Annotated in this window: 18 protein-coding genes and 2 pseudogenes; 9 read left to right on the forward strand and 11 right to left on the reverse strand. The window is 70.6% G+C overall.

Features of this window, described 5'->3' with window-relative positions; genetic code table 11:
- Position 1: 1 nt before the first annotated feature.
- Complete coding sequence (locus O7604_RS08215; protein WP_281579306.1) at positions 2–604, reverse strand: hypothetical protein; 603 nt, start codon at positions 602–604, stop codon at positions 2–4.
- A 366-nt stretch (positions 605–970) separates the two neighbouring features.
- Here O7604_RS08215 and O7604_RS08220 point away from each other — a divergent pair, with 366 nt between their 5' ends.
- Positions 971–1,537 carry an NUDIX hydrolase gene (locus tag O7604_RS08220; RefSeq protein ID WP_281579307.1) on the forward strand — a complete coding sequence of 189 codons (567 nt, stop codon included), beginning with the start codon at positions 971–973 and terminating at the stop codon, positions 1,535–1,537.
- Here O7604_RS08220 and O7604_RS08225 read toward each other — a convergent pair whose 3' ends face one another.
- Positions 1,538–2,959 carry a helix-turn-helix transcriptional regulator gene (locus O7604_RS08225; protein ID WP_281579308.1) on the reverse strand — a complete coding sequence of 474 codons (1,422 nt, stop codon included), beginning with the start codon at positions 2,957–2,959 and terminating at the stop codon, positions 1,538–1,540.
- 228 nt (positions 2,960–3,187) lie between these two features.
- On the opposite strand from O7604_RS08225, the gene O7604_RS08230 reads away from it, so the two are divergent.
- The 5 genes and pseudogenes from O7604_RS08230 (at position 3,188) to O7604_RS08245 (ending at position 4,864) form a co-directional block, all read left to right on the forward strand.
- Positions 3,188–3,385 carry a hypothetical protein gene (locus O7604_RS08230; protein WP_281579309.1) on the forward strand — a complete coding sequence of 66 codons (198 nt, stop codon included), beginning with the start codon at positions 3,188–3,190 and terminating at the stop codon, positions 3,383–3,385.
- Between the two features lie 91 nt (positions 3,386–3,476).
- A pseudogene (locus O7604_RS29570) lies at positions 3,477–3,788 on the forward strand (hypothetical protein); the annotation flags it as partial.
- A pseudogene (locus O7604_RS29575) lies at positions 3,785–4,003 on the forward strand (hypothetical protein); the annotation flags it as partial. The pseudogenes O7604_RS29570 and O7604_RS29575, both read left to right, overlap by 4 nt.
- A gap of 95 nt (positions 4,004–4,098) precedes the next feature.
- Complete coding sequence (locus O7604_RS08240) at positions 4,099–4,284, forward strand: hypothetical protein (protein ID WP_281579311.1); 186 nt, start codon at positions 4,099–4,101, stop codon at positions 4,282–4,284.
- Between the two features lie 61 nt (positions 4,285–4,345).
- On the forward strand, positions 4,346–4,864 hold the full coding sequence (locus tag O7604_RS08245) for a cupin domain-containing protein (RefSeq protein ID WP_281579312.1): 519 nt from the start codon (positions 4,346–4,348) through the stop codon (positions 4,862–4,864).
- Between the two features lie 81 nt (positions 4,865–4,945).
- On the opposite strand, the gene O7604_RS08250 is transcribed toward O7604_RS08245, so the two are convergent.
- The gene (locus O7604_RS08250; RefSeq protein WP_281579313.1) at positions 4,946–6,406 is read right to left on the reverse strand and encodes an endo-1,4-beta-xylanase; all 1,461 of its coding nucleotides are present in this window, start codon (positions 6,404–6,406) and stop codon (positions 4,946–4,948) included.
- A gap of 287 nt (positions 6,407–6,693) precedes the next feature.
- Complete coding sequence (locus O7604_RS08255) at positions 6,694–7,125, reverse strand: helix-turn-helix domain-containing protein (protein ID WP_269702985.1); 432 nt, start codon at positions 7,123–7,125, stop codon at positions 6,694–6,696.
- Positions 7,126–7,239: 114 nt separating this feature from the next.
- Between O7604_RS08255 and O7604_RS08260 the strand changes: the two genes are divergently transcribed.
- Positions 7,240–8,154: an NADP-dependent oxidoreductase gene (locus O7604_RS08260; RefSeq protein ID WP_281579314.1), complete on the forward strand. Its 915-nt coding sequence runs from the start codon at positions 7,240–7,242 to the stop codon at positions 8,152–8,154.
- Positions 8,155–8,258: 104 nt separating this feature from the next.
- Here O7604_RS08260 and O7604_RS08265 read toward each other — a convergent pair whose 3' ends face one another.
- The 5 genes from O7604_RS08265 to O7604_RS08285 all read right to left on the reverse strand — a co-directional run bounded on the left by O7604_RS08265 (position 8,259) and on the right by O7604_RS08285 (position 11,457).
- Positions 8,259–9,053, reverse strand: coding sequence for an ABC transporter permease (locus O7604_RS08265; RefSeq protein ID WP_269702987.1), 795 nt, complete (start codon positions 9,051–9,053; stop codon positions 8,259–8,261).
- Positions 9,050–9,955 carry an ATP-binding cassette domain-containing protein gene (locus O7604_RS08270; protein WP_269702989.1) on the reverse strand — a complete coding sequence of 302 codons (906 nt, stop codon included), beginning with the start codon at positions 9,953–9,955 and terminating at the stop codon, positions 9,050–9,052. Before O7604_RS08270 ends, O7604_RS08265 begins: the two co-directional genes overlap by 4 nt.
- A complete protein-coding gene (locus O7604_RS08275; protein ID WP_269702991.1) occupies positions 9,952–10,323 on the reverse strand; it encodes a hypothetical protein in 372 nt (123 codons plus the stop codon). Before O7604_RS08275 ends, O7604_RS08270 begins: the two co-directional genes overlap by 4 nt.
- A complete protein-coding gene (locus O7604_RS08280) occupies positions 10,323–10,925 on the reverse strand; it encodes a helix-turn-helix domain-containing protein (protein ID WP_281579315.1) in 603 nt (200 codons plus the stop codon). Before O7604_RS08280 ends, O7604_RS08275 begins: the two co-directional genes overlap by 1 nt.
- Before the next feature lie 70 nt (positions 10,926–10,995).
- Positions 10,996–11,457: a MarR family transcriptional regulator gene (locus O7604_RS08285; protein ID WP_281579316.1), complete on the reverse strand. Its 462-nt coding sequence runs from the start codon at positions 11,455–11,457 to the stop codon at positions 10,996–10,998.
- Between the two features lie 93 nt (positions 11,458–11,550).
- On the opposite strand from O7604_RS08285, the gene O7604_RS08290 reads away from it, so the two are divergent.
- On the forward strand, positions 11,551–12,642 hold the full coding sequence (locus O7604_RS08290) for an epoxide hydrolase family protein (protein ID WP_281579317.1): 1,092 nt from the start codon (positions 11,551–11,553) through the stop codon (positions 12,640–12,642).
- Between the two features lie 9 nt (positions 12,643–12,651).
- Here the strand turns inward: O7604_RS08290 and O7604_RS08295 are convergent, their stop codons facing one another.
- Positions 12,652–13,134: a carboxymuconolactone decarboxylase family protein gene (locus tag O7604_RS08295; RefSeq protein ID WP_281579318.1), complete on the reverse strand. Its 483-nt coding sequence runs from the start codon at positions 13,132–13,134 to the stop codon at positions 12,652–12,654.
- Positions 13,135–13,301: 167 nt separating this feature from the next.
- Here O7604_RS08295 and O7604_RS08300 point away from each other — a divergent pair, with 167 nt between their 5' ends.
- Entirely contained in the window at positions 13,302–14,183 is an 882-nt protein-coding gene (locus O7604_RS08300; RefSeq protein WP_281579319.1) for an RNA polymerase sigma-70 factor, read from the forward strand.
- 50 nt (positions 14,184–14,233) lie between these two features.
- Here O7604_RS08300 and O7604_RS08305 read toward each other — a convergent pair whose 3' ends face one another.
- The gene (locus tag O7604_RS08305) at positions 14,234–15,007 is read right to left on the reverse strand and encodes an SAM-dependent methyltransferase (protein ID WP_269702998.1); all 774 of its coding nucleotides are present in this window, start codon (positions 15,005–15,007) and stop codon (positions 14,234–14,236) included.
- Between the last annotated feature and the right edge of the window lie 7 nt (positions 15,008–15,014).

The following is a 15,014-nucleotide window of genomic DNA, read 5'->3' on the forward strand; positions in this document are numbered from 1 at the left end:
GTCAGGCCACCCTCTCAGCAGCTCGCATAAACTTCACAAGCTCGTCGAGATGTTCGTTGGAAACAACCAGCCGCTCCTGCTTCTCGCACAGAGTGATCAACCACAATCGCTGAGCCGCTTCAAACACGATCGACTCGTCTATAGCCTTCCTGGCCTCATCTTCGTCGCTGACACCGAAGATCACCTCTCGGTAATGGATTACCGCTTCACGGACATTATCCGGCGAGGTGTGCTGATCCCACTTCCGCGCCTGGAATGGTGCCCAGGATATCCACATCATGTGATTACACCTGGCCGGCTTCGCTTTGTAGGCGACGTAACACTTCGCCAGGAAGCTCTTGAAATGATCTGGTAGGTCAGATTCGCGCCGATAGTTCTTGACCTCTGCGACAAAGGAATTGTCTTGGAAGGCGCCGCCACGCATCTTGCCGCCAAGATCGAAGGAAAAGCCTTTTCCGCCATGTGGCCACTCGAACTCAAGCAGTTCCCGCAGTGGCTCGTCTTCGATCGTCCATGCATGCGCCACGCGTGTCGATGCATCAAGCCATTCCTTGGCTCGGCGTAGCCCATCAAACCCCGCAAGCTGCTGGATCTCTCCGGCCATGATCGCAGGCTACAGAGGCAGGGACGGAGAGTACATAGCCCCTTACGGAGATACCTGTCGCCGACTGTCGTGTTTCAGCAGAACGCCTTGCGCGATGGACGGGTTGGTCTGCAGGGCTGGTCCTAGGTTGACTGCACTCTGTCCGCCTCGGGAGGCCGTTGTACAGGGTTCCGTACACCCAGCGCGTAGGGAGGGGCGGTGACCGACCCATCCGTTAGCCCGTACTGGTCGTGCCGCTTGCGCCCTACTACTCGATGAAGAAGCCGGATGCTCCTTGGCAACCGGGGCAACCCCTTGCGGGACTGAGTCGAGTCGTCGGGGAACCGCTCGACAGCGTTTCGGCGCCACCGGTCGGATACTGGCCGAGTGACGGAGGAACCGGCTAGCAGGTCGACACGGTGGACGATTCATGGTGAGCGGGTTGTCGACGGGAGCCGGCGCTCCCGGTTGAGCATCGCAGACGTGGAGCTTCCGGACGGGGTCCGCTTCGAGCAGTACGTGATTCGGGCGCCCCGGTCGGCCATGGTTGCCGTGCTCGACGGCCAGGAGCGCCTGCTTCTGATGCGACGGCACCGGTTCGTCTTCGACCGGTGGGTGTGGGAGCTGCCGGGCGGCTACGTCGACGAGGGCGAGGATCCGGCGAAGTGCGCAGTCCGGGAGGTCGAGGAGGAGACCGGGTGGCGCCCCGAGGCAGTAGAGCCATTGCTGTCGTTTCAGCCGTGGGTGGCGACCGCGGACGCGGAGAACTTGCTGTTCCTTGCCCGCGAGGCGGAGCATATCGGCGCCCCGGTGGACGTCAACGAGACCGAGCGGGTGGCCTGGATTCCGCTGGAAGAGGCGCGGCGACTCGTGTCCGAGGGTGAAATCGTTGGTGCGGGCACGGTGATCGCGGTGCTGGAGTTGGTGGCGCGGAAGGCCCGGGGTGAGCTGTAGTCAGCGCCGTTGGCCGAGCGCCGCGTCGACCCGGGTGATGAACTGCCGTACTGCCGGCGTGCGACGGTGGGCTGTCAGGCCGGTTTGCAGGTCGCGCACGTAGCGGACGGCACGGGCCGACCGTAGCTGCGTGGTCAGGGTGAGGGCGTCAGTGCCGATGGCGCTGGCGCGTTCCGGCTCGCCGTGGCTAGCGTGGACGCTGGCCAGCAGGGCGAGGTTGAAGGCTTTGCCGCGTACGTAGCGCTCGTCCATCTTCAGTGAGCGAGCGGCGAAGCGTTCGGCTCGACGGTGTTGACCGAGCGCGTGGAAGCAGTGGCCGAACTTGGCTGACAGGTACGCCTCGTCGAAGTAGCCGAGCCATTGCGGGTCGCTGCTGCGGTCGGCGCGGTCGAGGGCTTGCTCTGCTTGGTGAAGCGCGGCGGCACAGTCCCGTTCGTGGAGGGCGACAGCGTGGGCGTGAGCTTCCATGACCATTGCTTCGGCAGTAAGCACCCTGAGGCCGGCGCGCTGTGCTGTCTGCCGGGCGGCACGGGCGAGGTCAACGCCGGTGGCGGCGTGCCCGAGGTAGGTGGCTTGGTGGCTCATCGCGGCGAGGATCTCAGCGCCCAACCCGGCGTCGCCGGCCGTTCTGGCCAGGTCCAGGGCCTGAGTGAGGTAGCGCTGGGCGAGGCCGTGCTCGGCCATGTCGTACGCCTGCCAACCGGCGAGTTGGGTCAGTTCGGCAACGGCGGTGAGCAGTCTGCGGCCGGTCGCCGTGTCGTACCGGCCCTCGACCACGAGGGGTGTGACCTCGTGGTGCAGGAAGCGGGTGACGTTGTCGCGCGCGTGCCCGCCGCCGTACTGATTGTCGAGTCGCCGATAGGTGGCGGTCATCTGGCGGATGGTGTCGATGTCGGGTTGACCGACCGTCCGGCGCCCCTCCTGCTCGACGGGCTGCGCTGTGGTGGCGGTGAACCAGCGTAGGGCGGGCAGGGTGTATGCCGTGGAGCTGAACACTGTCTGGCGAAGCATGTCTCGACGGTTCACATCGCCTTCCCATAGCTGCGCGGCGGCCTGGACGTCCTCGCGCCAGGACCGGTTGGCCGGCACGTCACTGTGCCGACCGCGGGATTGGTCCGCCATGGTCGGGCGATATGACCCCTGGCGGGGCGCGAGGCCCAGCGTCATCCGGGCGTCGTCGGGCATGCCACAACCGGTGGCGATCCGTTCCAACACGTCGATCGAGGTCACCCGTCGGCCGGCGATGATCCTGCTGACGTAGCCCTGCTCAAGCCCGACAGCCGCACCGATGCGGGTTTGGCTCGCACCCGTGTGCCGGGCGAGCAGCCGGAACAGTGCGCCTATGTCGCGGCCCGTCAGGGCGGTGTGCACGTCCTCTCGCGACCAGAGGTCGTCAGGTACCCGGAGATTCCCTACCAGCACAACGGCTCCCAGCGTTGTCGGGCGACTACCCAAGGTGCTCGGTCCGGAGCCTACGGCCGGCGTACCGGCAGGTCGAGTGTGCTCATGTCACCGTGACATGACCTCGCGACATGGTCGCCGCAGCTCAGTCGGCGGAACCGTATCCGGCATGGACCTCGATGCCGATGACCCGAATGGCCTGCCCGAGTTGGACACCGTCTCCGGATCTGAGCGGGCAGGCTCGTGACGATGCGTGGCTACCTGGACCAGTTCTTCCGGTGGCTGCTCCGGCAGCACGAGTCCCTACCACCGCCCCGGAGAGGGCAGCAGTACCAGGACGCCGAGTACGTGGCAGCCCGCCAGCGGTTGCTCGACCACGCAGCACAGCTGAGGCGATCCCAGGGCGACCGAGGGCCGGCACCGGACGTGCCGACGAAGCAGCGGTGAGCCGGATGGCCGCCGGCGGGCTCGGCCGAATGCCTCCGACCAGGCGGCACGTCTCGTACGAGGACTATCTGGTCGCCACGGCCCTCACTCTCGCCCGGCGGCATCGGCCGGTCTGGTGCTGGCGGAAATGGCGACGGACCTGCCGCTGCGGAGGCGATCTGCCCTGTCGCGCCCGGCACCGAATCCCCATCAATCGTGGCCACTGGCCCGGAGAGGACTCGCCGTGAGAGACGACCAGGAGCAGGCGATCCTGGCCGTGCATGTTCGAGGCTTCGACGGCATGTGCACCGGCTGCCGCGCCTGGTGGTCACGGCTGACTCCGTACCCCTGCTGGCAGGTGGAATGGGCGACCAGCCGGCAGGCACGGACGATCACCGCCCGGTTTCTGGAGGGTGTGCGGTGACCACCCACGGCCCGGTCATGCCGGTCTGGAGCTGTGGCGGCTGCGACCTGCCCTGGCCCTGCCCCACGCGCAAGCGGGAACTGCGCGCGGAGTACGCCGACGCTCCGGTGTCGCTGGCTCTCTACCTCGGCTCCTACCTCGTCCAAGCCACCGAGGACATGCCCTGGACGCCGGCCGGCGTGCTGCACCGCCGCTTTCTCGGCTGGACGCGGGAAACGGCTCTACCGACGCCAGGAGTACGGAACACTGACTCGTCCGCGTCACCGATGACGCGGAGGAAACGATGACTCGATCCGGCCAGGAGCCTGTGATGATCGTGCCGCCGGCGGAAGGCGGGTCGAGGGAAACCGAGTACCTCCTTCGCGACCCGAGCAACGCCGCCGCAATGCGCCGATCGATGGCAGAGCTTGAGAAGGGCGATGCCGCCGAGCGGAACCTGACCGAGTCGCACGCCGTGGCGGATCCTGACGACCGCAGCCGAGAGCGCCAGGTTTAGCGGCTTTCCTGATGGCTATGAGGGGGATCGATCCGCAGACCGACGATCGAGGAGAGAGCCGATGTCCAGCGGTGCGATCCCGTCCGACGATCCGACCCGTACCCTCGTCCACGCCCGTCCCGACGACCCCGCCCTGGCGCACCTCGCCATCGCGGGCGGCACCTACACGATCCTGGTCACCGGCGAGCAGACGGCCGGCCGATACTGCCTGATCGACATGCGGGTTCCGCCGGGTGGTGGGCCGCCTCCACACCGGCACGACTTCGAGGAGATGTTCACGGTGCTCGACGGGGCGGTGGAGTTCACGTTCCGGGGCGAGCAGACAGTCGCGCGGGCCGGGGAGACGATCAACATTCCGGCGAACGCGCCGCACTTCTTCCGCAACTCGTTCGACCAGCCCGCTCGGCTGCTCTGCATGTGCACCCCGGCGGGGCAGGACGAGTACTTCCTGCGGGTGGGCGACCGGGTGGACGGTCCCACCTCACCGCCGCCGGCCCTCACCGAGGAGGAGCAGGCCGAGCGCCGGAACCGGGCGGCGGCGCTGGCCCCCGACTACCGCACCGAGTTGCTGATCGGCTGACACCGGCAGCACGAGCACAACGCGGACGGCTCACCGTCGTGGCCGAGACCACGACGGTGAGCCGTTTTCCGTACGAGAGGATCAGCTCGTCGCGACGAGCTGGAACCGCTGGTTGGCCTGGCCGTTGCAGGCGTAGAGCTGCACCTGCTGGCCGTTGCCGGTGCCCCAGACGTCGAGGCAGCGGCCGGACTGGACTCCGGTGATGGTGCCGTTGGAGTTGACGTTCCACTGCTGGTTCGTCTGCCCGTTGCAGCTGTAGATCTGGACTGCCGAGCCGTTGCCGGAGCCGGCGGCGTCCAGGCACATCGAGCCGTACACGGTCAGCTGCCGGCTGGAGGTGTAGGTCCACCGCTGGTTGGTCTGGCCGTGGCAGTCGTAGAGCTGCACCCGGGTGCCGTTGCTCTGCGAGGAGTTCGGTACGTCGATGCACCGGCCGGACTGGCTACCGACGATGCGGCTCGCGCCGGTGGTCGGCGGCGGCGTGGTCGGCCCGGCGGTCGGCGACACGGTAGTGGTCGGCGTGGGGTTGGGCGACGCGGAGTTGAGGACGTTGAGGACCGAGTTGTACGCGGCCTTCTTGTTGCCGCCGCCGTCGAACAGCAGCGGGCTCTCGTTGGAGCGCCACGAGTCGCTGTCACGCACGCCCCAGACGGTGATGCCGATGCAGCGCGGCACGTTGATGCACGCCTGGGTCAGACCCGCGTACTGGCTGGTCGAGGAGTTCGTGACGTCGACCTCGGTCAGCGCCACGTCGACGCCGAGCGCGGCGAAGTTCTGCAGCGTGGTCTGGAAGTTGCCGGGCAGCGAGCTGCCGCCGGTGAAGTGGGTCTGCAGACCCACGCAGTCGATCGGCACGCCACGGGACTTGAAGTCCCGGATCATGTTGTACACACCCTGCGTCTTGCCGTACGACCAGTTCTCGATGTTGTAGTCGTTGTAGCAGAGCTTCGTCGACGGGTCGGCCGCCCGCGCGGTGCGGAACGCCACCTCGATCCAGTCGTTACCGGTGCCCTGCAGGTTCGAGCTGCGGCGGCTGCCGTCCTCGTTGAACGCCTCGTTCACCACGTCCCACGCGGCCAGCTTGCCCCGGTAGTGGGCCATCACGCCGTTGATGTGGTCGATCATCGCCTGACGCAGGTTGCTGCCGTTCAGGCTCTGCATCCAACCCGGCTGCTGCGCGTGCCACGCCAGCGTGTGACCACGGACCTTCAGGCCCCGCTGGGTGGCCCAGTTGTAGATCTGGTCACCGGAGGAGAAGTTGAACTGGCCCCGGTTGGGCTGGAGCGCTTCCGGCTTCATCTCGTTCTCGGCGGTGATCATGTTGAACTCACGCGCCGCGATGGTGCTGTACGTGGAGTCGTTCAGCCGGTTCGCCGCGATGGCCGTGCCGAAGTAGCGGCCCGACTGCGCGGCGGCGGCACCGAGCGTGCTCTCCGCTGCCTGGGCCAGGCTGGGCACCACGAGCGCAGCACCGGCCAGGGCCAGCGCGCTGCTGACGGCGGCCAGCACCACGCGGTGGCTGCGCCTCGGTAGATGTTTCATGACACTCCTCTGCATATCGGACGATGATGCGCTGGCGATGCCCGGCTGGACGCGGGTGGGAGCGGCGGTGCGCACACCCCCGCGTCACTGCCCTGAAACTTTTCGAAGATGTACCGGTAACTTCCCTGGGAAGATATCCGCGACGGCACGATCGGTCAATGTCGATGTCGAATCGAACATGGACTCAACCGGCTGATCAGCGCGGGAGCCCATACATGACCATGAGAGCGAAGCGCGACGAGAGGCGCGACGCGGACCGAAAGTTTCGGAGAATCCGGCGTGGCCGGTCAGTGCTGGGCGGCCGCGTCGTACCGCTCGCGGTTGGCGTGCACCTCGTCCATGTGCGCCTCGGCCCACAGCTTCATGCCGTACATCAGCCGGTGCAGCGACTGGCCGAGGTCGGTCAGCTCGTACGTGACGGTCACCGGCACGCTCGGCGTCACGGTGCGGGTGACCAGGCCGTCGCGTTCCAGTGAGCGCAACGTCTGGGTGAGCATCTTCTGGCTGACCCCGGCCAGCCGGCGGGACAACTCGGAGTAGCGCATGACCTGCGGATCCGCGTTGCGGTCCGGGCCGTCGCGGCCGAGCGCGGCCAGGATCAGCGCCACCCACTTGTCGGAGATCCGGTCCAGGAGCTGCCGGCTCGGGCAGCCGGCGAGGAACGCGTCGTACGCCTCCCGCGCCTGCGCCCGCTTCTCCGCCGCCGTCTGCGTCGGCATCGTCCGCCTCCTACTCGGGGGTACCCAACGCACTCCGAAGTGCGTACTTCCCGATGGGAAGTTACCCCTCCATCGTGGAGCAGGGAATCCCCACGAAACAAAAGGAGACACACCATGGGTACGCGTACCTTCCGCACTGCCGTCGTCCGCACCCCGGGCGGACCCGACGCCATCGAGATCATCGACGTCCCGGAGCGCGAGCCGGGGCCCGGTGAGGTCCGGGTGGACGTCGCGGCGGCTCCGGTCAACCCGGCCGACCTCGGCGTCGTCGGCGGCTTCTTCCACTCGCTGGGGCTCATCCGCCAGCCGCACCACACCGGCCTGGGCTGGGACTTCGCCGGTGTCGTCGCCGCCGCCGGGCCGGGCGTCGACCTCGCCGTGGGCACCCGGGTCGCCGGGCTCGTCGGCGGGTTCGACCGCGACTTCGGCACGTACGCCGAGCAGCTCGTCGTACCCGTGGCCGACCTGGCGGTCGTACCCGATGATCTGGATCTGGTGGCGGCGGCGACGGTGCCGCTCAACGGCCTGACCGCGGCGCAGATCGTCGACCTGCTCGGCGAGCCGCCCGCCGGCGGCCGGCTGCTGGTCACCGGCGCGGCCGGCGCGGTGGGCGGCTACGTCGTGCCGCTCGCCCGAGACCGGGGGTGGCGGGTGACCGGCCTGGCGCGGGCCGAGGACGAGGAGTTCGTGCGCGGGCTCGGCGCCGACTTCACCACCGCCGCCGAACCGGGCTGGGACGCGGTCGCCGACGCCGCGGTGCTCCAGGACCGCGGGCTCGTGCTGGTGGGTGACGGCGGCGTGTTCGTCGGGGTACGGCCGAACGCCCACCCGGCCGCCGAGCGCGACGTCACGGTGCGCGCGGTCGAGGTGCACGCCGACGGGGTACGCCTGGCCGACCTGCTCGCCCGCACCGCCGCCGGTGAGCTGCCCGCGCGGGTGCACGCGGTGGTGCCGCTCGACCGGGTGGCGGACGCCCACCGGGAGGCGGCCAAGGGCGGAGTACGCGGACGCTACGTGCTGCGCCCCTGACCGCCGCGAGCGCGGTCCAGCACCTCCTCGACGGTGAGCGGGCTGCGCGGGTGGTGGGTCAGCGAGAGCGAGGTCCCGATCGTGCGGGGGCGCCGCGGCGACACTCAGGTGATGTCGCGGCGCATCGGGACGACCACGGCGAGCGCGGCTGCGGTCAGCGCGTACGCGGTCAGCAGCAGGGCGCCGGCAGCCGGCGGCAGGAGCGCCACGGCGTCGCTGCCGAGCTGCGCGGACATCGCGTCGGCGACGTAGGTGAAGTCGGTGAGCGCGGCGGTGGCCCCGCCGGGCAGGAGCGGGTAGAGCGCGTTGACGCCGGGGATCATCATCAGGACCGGCTCGGCCAGGTACAGGTAGCCGACCACCACGCAGACCGCCGCGACCTGGTTACGGAGCAGGGCGCCCACGCCGACGCCGACGAGCAGGTAGACAGCCATCGCGACGCCGATGCGGGCGAGCAGCGCCAGCACAGTGGGGGCGGGCAGGCCCAGCGGCACGCCGCGCGCGGCGGCGACCGTGAACAGGGCTGCCGAGGCGGCGACGGCGAGCGCGAGTCCGTAGGCGAGGCCGACGACCGCGTGGGTGACGAGTTTGGCGGCGAGCACCCGCCCACGGCGCGGCGCGAACACGAACGTGACGGCGGCGGTGCCGTGCCGGTACTCGGAGGTGGCCGCGAGGGCACCGGCGGCGGCCGGCACGAAGGCGGTGAAGCCGAGGATGCCGAGGATCGACCGCAGGCCCTCCTCGGTGTGCAGGCCGGGCATCGGCGGGTCGAAGTTCTCCGGCCCGACCAGCGCCATCATCCCGACCAGGCCGCCGCCCAGCGCGACGGACGCGAGCAGCAGCGCACCCCACATCCGGGTCGCCAGCACCCGGCGCAGTTCCGCTCTGAGCAGGTTCATCGGGCCTCCGCCTTGTCGGTGGTCAGGTCGAGGAAGAGCTGTTCGAGGCTTGTGGTCTCGGTGACCAGCTCGTGGACCCGCACGCGATGGGCCGCGGCGAGGTCGGCGACGCCCGGCGCGTCCAGTCCGCGTACCCGCAGCCGGCCGGGCCCGGCGGCCTCGACGGACCCGGCGGCGGCCGCCAGCGCGGCGGCCAGAGCTGTCGCGTCCGGCGAGGTGACGAGCACCGTCGGCGGGCCGGTGAGCCGGGACCACGGCCCGGCGGCGACGAGTTCCCCGCGCCGGATGACCACCACGTCGTCCACCACCTGCTGGACCTCGTGCAGGACGTGGCTGGAGATCAGCACGGTGCGGCCCTCGTCGGCGAGGCGGCGCAGCAGCCCGCGCAGCCACGACATGCCTTCCGGGTCCAGGCCGTTCGCCGGTTCGTCGAGCAGGAGGACACGCGGGTCGCCGAGCATCGCCGTGGCGAGGCTGAGCCGTTGCCGCATGCCGGTGGAGAACCCTCGGGTACGACGGTCGGCGGCGTGGGCGAGGCCGAGCAGGTCCAGCAGTTCCGCGACCCTGCCGCCCGGGCAGCCGGCCATCGCGGCGTAGACGCCCAGGTGGTCACGGGCGGTGTGGCCGGGGTGGAACGCGTTGCCGTCGAACACCGCGCCGACGGTCCGTGCCGGCTGGGCCAGCCGGCCGTAGGGCTGCCCGCCGATGGTGGCGGTGCCGCTGGTCGGCGTCACCAGTCCGGTCAGCATGCGCATCGTGGTGGTCTTGCCGGCGCCGTTCGGGCCGAGGAAGCCGGTGACGGCGCCGGGTCGCACGGTGAAGGTCAGATCGCGTACGGCGGTCACGTCGCCGTAGCGTTTGGTCAGGCCCGACGCCTCGATCGCCAGGTGGTCGCCGGTCACGGCCGGCCCCGCGTCGCACGCCCGATCGTCTCGGCGAGGCCCGGCGCGGCCGGGTCGGAGACCACCACCTCGTCGAACTCCCCGCCGGCCGCCGCGCGGTCCAGCACCAGGTGCAGGCCGGGCTGCCCCCGCCGGGCCGCTACGAGCTGCCGGGGACCGCCGAACAGACCCCAGACGCCGATCTTGGCGAAGCCGGACACGGCGTACCCGCGCCGGGCGCCGCGGGCCAGCCGGATCGGCTCGTCCACCGGGGCGGCGTGCCGCACGGCGGCCAGGCGCAGCGCGAACCGCTCCCGCCCGACCCACATCCGTTCCCATCCGGTGAACCGGATGTCGATCACGTCGCCGTCGAGAATTACGGAGGCCATCAGTCGTCGCCCTTCGTCGTGTCGGAGTCGTGCGCTGACGTGTGCGTGTCGCCGGGGGTCGCCTGGCGATCGGCGGGCATCAGGATGGTCGCCAGCAGCCGGGGGGTCCGACCGTCGCCGGGCCCTTTGGCGAGCAACGGGCCGACCAGCGCGTTGAGCCCGGCTGCGAACTCGTGCAGCTCGGCGTCGGTCAGGTGCAGGACGAGCTGCTGGTATCCGACCCCGTCGGCGACGAAGTCGACGGACTCCCGGGCGAGGTAGCGGGAGAACTCGGACAGCAGGCTCGACACGAACGCGGTGAAGTAGCGCGCGTGGTCCTCCGGCGTCGCCGTCGCCAGGGCCGCCGGGTCCAGCGCCGCGCCGTGCGCGGGCAGCGCGTACACCCGCTCGACGGCGCCGCGCACCTTGCGCTCCTCCACCACGTCGAGCATCCCGGTCTTCACGAGCGTCGCCAGGTGCCGGTAGAGCGTGGCGTGCGGGACGTCGGGCAGCAGCTCGACCAGGTCGTGAGTGGTCACCCGGGTGCCCGCCACGGCACGCAGGACGCGGAGCCGCACCGGGTGCAGCGCCACCTCCGCCCACCGCTCCATCGACATCGCCATGGCCGAACACTATCACTATCGATAGTGATAGCAGTAGGGCGTGGAGCAACCGGGCGTGAAGGCCGGACGGTCAGACGGACGGACGGGTGTGGTGAGCAAGCACCCGCGCCAGCAGCCGGGTCAGGTCCGCGCGCTCGTCGGCCGACAGGGGCGCGAGCAGGTCGTCCTGGACGGCGGCGAGGCACTTCTCCAGCCGCCGGAGCTGCCGCCGCCCAGCCGCCGTGATGGTGACGACGTTGCGCCGCCGGTCGGCCGGGTCCGGGGCGCGGACCACGAACTCCCGCTCGGCGAGTTCGTTGAGGGCGGCCACCACGTCGCTGACGTGGATGCCGCTGCGCCGGCCGAGCGCCGCCTGGCTGGCCGGGCCGAACTCGTCGAGCGTGGCGAGCAGCCGGAAGTGGTAACCGCGCGCGTCGGCCGCCGCCAGCCCGTCACTCACCAGCCGGCCGGCGCGTACGGCGGTCTGGGTGATCAGCCAGCTCGGCAGGCCGGCCAGGCGGGTCGGTACGAGGTCCGGCTCCGGGTTCTCCACGTGCCCAGCCTATCCGGAAACGTTGGCGCCACCAACGATCTGCGCTATCGTTGGTCCCCCTAACGTTTGTGGCACCAACGAAAGGTGGCGGTCATGATCGAACCGTTCCGAGTCCACGTCCCGCAGGCCGACCTCGACGACCTGGCCGACCGCCTGGCCCGCACCCGCTGGCCCGACGAGCTACCAGGCGCCGGGTGGGACTACGGCATCCCGCTGGCCCGGGTACGCGAGCTGGCCGAGCACTGGCGCACCGCGTACGACTGGCGGGCGGCCGAAGCCGAGCTGAACCGGTATCCGCAGTTCACCACCACCATCGACGGGCAGAACATCCACTTCCTGCACGTACGGGCCGCCGACCCGGACGCGCTGCCGCTGATCCTCACCCACGGCTGGCCCGGCTCGGTCGTCGAGTTCCTCGATGTGCTCGGCCCGCTGTCCGAGCAGTTCCACCTGGTCGTACCGTCGATCCCCGGATTCGGCTTCTCCGGGCCGACCCGGGAGCGCGGCTGGAACGTCGACCGGGTCGCCCGCGCCTGGGCCGAGCTGATGCGCCGGCTCGGCTACCGGCGGTACGGCGCACAGGGCGGCGACTGGGGTTCGGTCATCTCCACCCGGCTCGGCGGCATCGACGCGGAGCACGTCGTCGGCGTGCACCTCACCTACCTGCCCACCCCGCCGCCGCCCGGCTGGACCGGGCAGGCCGGACTGTCCGAGGAGGACCGGGATCGGCTGGCCCGGATCATGCGGCTCAAGACGCAGCGGCACCCGCACCAGGTGCTCTACGCCAGCCGCCCGCAGACCGTCTCGTACGCGCTGCACGACTCACCCGTCGGTCAGCTCGCGTGGATCGCGGAGAAGTTCACCGAGTGGACCGACCCACGCTCCACGGTCAGCGTGGATCGCATCCTCACCGACGTCTCGGTCTACTGGTTCACCCGCACCGCCGCGTCGTCGGCCCGGCTGGTGCGGGAGAGCGCGTTCGGTGGCCCGCCCGCGCCCTGCCCGCCGCCGATCGGGGTAGCCGTGTTCGCGCACGACATCACCCGGTCCGTGCGTCCGATCGCCGAGCTGACGTACACGATCCGGCAGTGGAGCGAGTTCGACCGGGGCGGTCACTTCGCCGCGCTGGAGGTGCCGGACCTGTTCGTCGACGACGTCCGGTCGTTCTTCTGGAACCTGCGATGACGGCCGCGCTCAGCTCATCGCCGCCGCGAACATCCCCGGCTCGTACGAGCCGCCGCGCTGGTGCACGAGCACCGCGAACCGGTTCGCCGCGTTGATCAGCCCGAGCAGGCACACCAGCGCGGCGATCTGGTCGTCGTCGTAGTGCTTACGCACCTGCTCCCACGTCTCGTCGGACACCCCCGCAGAGGCGTCGGCGAGCCGGGTGCCCTCCTCGGCGAACGCCAGCGCCGCGCACTCGGCCTCGGTGAACACTGTCGACTCGCGCCAAGCCGCGACCAGGTTCAGGCGGACCGCGCTCTCGCCGCCGGCCACCGCCTCCTTGGTGTGCATGTCGATGCACCAGCCGCAGCCGTTGATCTGGCTGGCTCGCAGCGACACCAGCTCCTGCACCGTGCGGGGCAGCGACGACTGGTGGATCACCAGGCCCGCGCCGGCGAAGCGCTTCATGAACGTCGCGGAGACCGGGTTCTCGAACAGGTTGAATCGGGTCATGGTGGCGCCCTCTCTGCTGGGGTGGGTGTCGGACGACCACGAGATGCCGGGGACCGCCTCGGCGTGACGGCAACGCCGGGTGAGGACCGCCACAGCGGCCCGGTGTCACACGGCGGCGGCGGGCGGCGTCTGGTGGGGAACGCACCCGATCGGCGAAGGAGCCAGCCATGGCGGACCCGGCCACCGAGGACTTCCTCGCGCACCGGAACCTGCTCTTCACCGTCGCGTACGAGATGCTCGGCTCGGCCGCCGACGCGGAGGACGTGGTGCAGGAAACCTGGCTGCGCTGGGCCGGTGTCGACCTCGGCGAGATTCGGGACCGCCGCGCCTACCTGGTGCGGATCACCACCCGCCAGGCGTTGTCCCGGCTGCGCACGCTGGGCCGGCGCAAGGAGTCGTACGTCGGCTCGTGGCTCCCCGAGCCGCTGCTCACCGCGCCCGACGTCGCGGACGACGTGACGCTGGCGGAGAGCGTGTCGATGGCGATGCTGCTGGTGCTGGAGACGCTCACGCCGACCGAGCGGGCCGTGTTCGTGCTGCGGGAGGTGTTCGACGTCGGCTACGACGAGATCGCCGAGGCGGTCGAGCGGACCCCGGTCGCGGTGCGGCAGATCGCGCACCGGGCACGGGCCCACGTCGCGGCGCGCCGCCCCCGGCGTACGGTCCCGGCGGCCGAGGCCCGCGACGCCCTGGAGGCGTTCCGGCGGGCCGTCGAGACCGGCGACCTGGACAGGCTGCTCCGCGTCCTGGCCCCGGACGCGGTGCTGGTCGGCGACGGCGGCGGGATCAAGCAGGCGCTCGCCCGCCCGGTCACCGGCGGCGACAGGGTGGCCCGGCTGCTGGCCGGTGGCTGGGGCCGGATCGCCGCCGTGGCGTCGATGGAACCGACGCAGGTCAACGGGTACCCGGCGCTGCTGGTACGCCTCGACGGCGAGCTGGACACCGTCGTCGCGGTACGCCTCGACGACGGCCGGATCAGCGGCCTCTACGCGGTGCGCAACCCGGAGAAGCTGTCCCGCATGACCCGGGAAACCACACTGCACCGGTGAGCACGCGATCGTGCGACCATCGCCGGAGGACTGCGCTGGACCGACCGCGCTCAGCGGCGGACGCCCACCCCGCCGTAGCCGTGCGACACCGCGGCCTGCGGTTCCCCGTCGGGCCGCCAGTCCGCCACCCTGACCAGGCCCGGCTCGACCAGCTCGTACCCGTCGAGGAAGCGGGCCACCTCGTCGCGGGTGCGGGGCACCAGCGGGGAGCTGCTGCGGCGGTAGATCGCGGTGCCCTGCTCGGTGGGCAGCGTCGGGAGGCCGTCCAGGGTGAGGTGGGACAGCGCGAGCACGCTTCCCGGGACGGTGGCGTCGCGCAGGGTCGCCACCGCCGCGTACGGGGCGTCGGCGTCCGGCACGAAGTGCAGCACCGCGAGCAGCAGCACCGCGACCGGCTCGCTCAGGTCGATGGTGGCCCGCAGCGTCGGGTCGGCCAGCAGCTCGCCGGGCCGCCGCAGGTCGCCCCGGAGCACCACGGTACGGCCGTCGGCGGGCAGCAACCGCCGGGCGTACGCGACGGCGACCTCGTCGTGGTCGACGTAGACCACCCGGGCGTCGGGGTGGATCGCACGGACCACCTCGTGCACGTTGCCCTGGGTGGGCAGGCCGGCGCCGATGTCGAGGAACTGACGAATCCCCTGCTCGGCCGCCCAGCGCACGACCCGGCGCAGAAACGCGCGGTTGCTCTGCGCGGCGACGCCGGTGTCCGGGAAGATCCGCAGGATCTCCTCGGCGGCGGCACGGTCGGCGGCGAAGTTGTGGCAGCCGCCCAGGTAGTAGTCGTACATCCGGGCGACATTGGGTCGGTTCTCAGCCTCCGTCACGCCTCGA

This window comes from Micromonospora sp. WMMA1947, from assembly GCF_027497355.1.
Lineage (GTDB): Bacteria > Actinomycetota > Actinomycetes > Mycobacteriales > Micromonosporaceae > Micromonospora.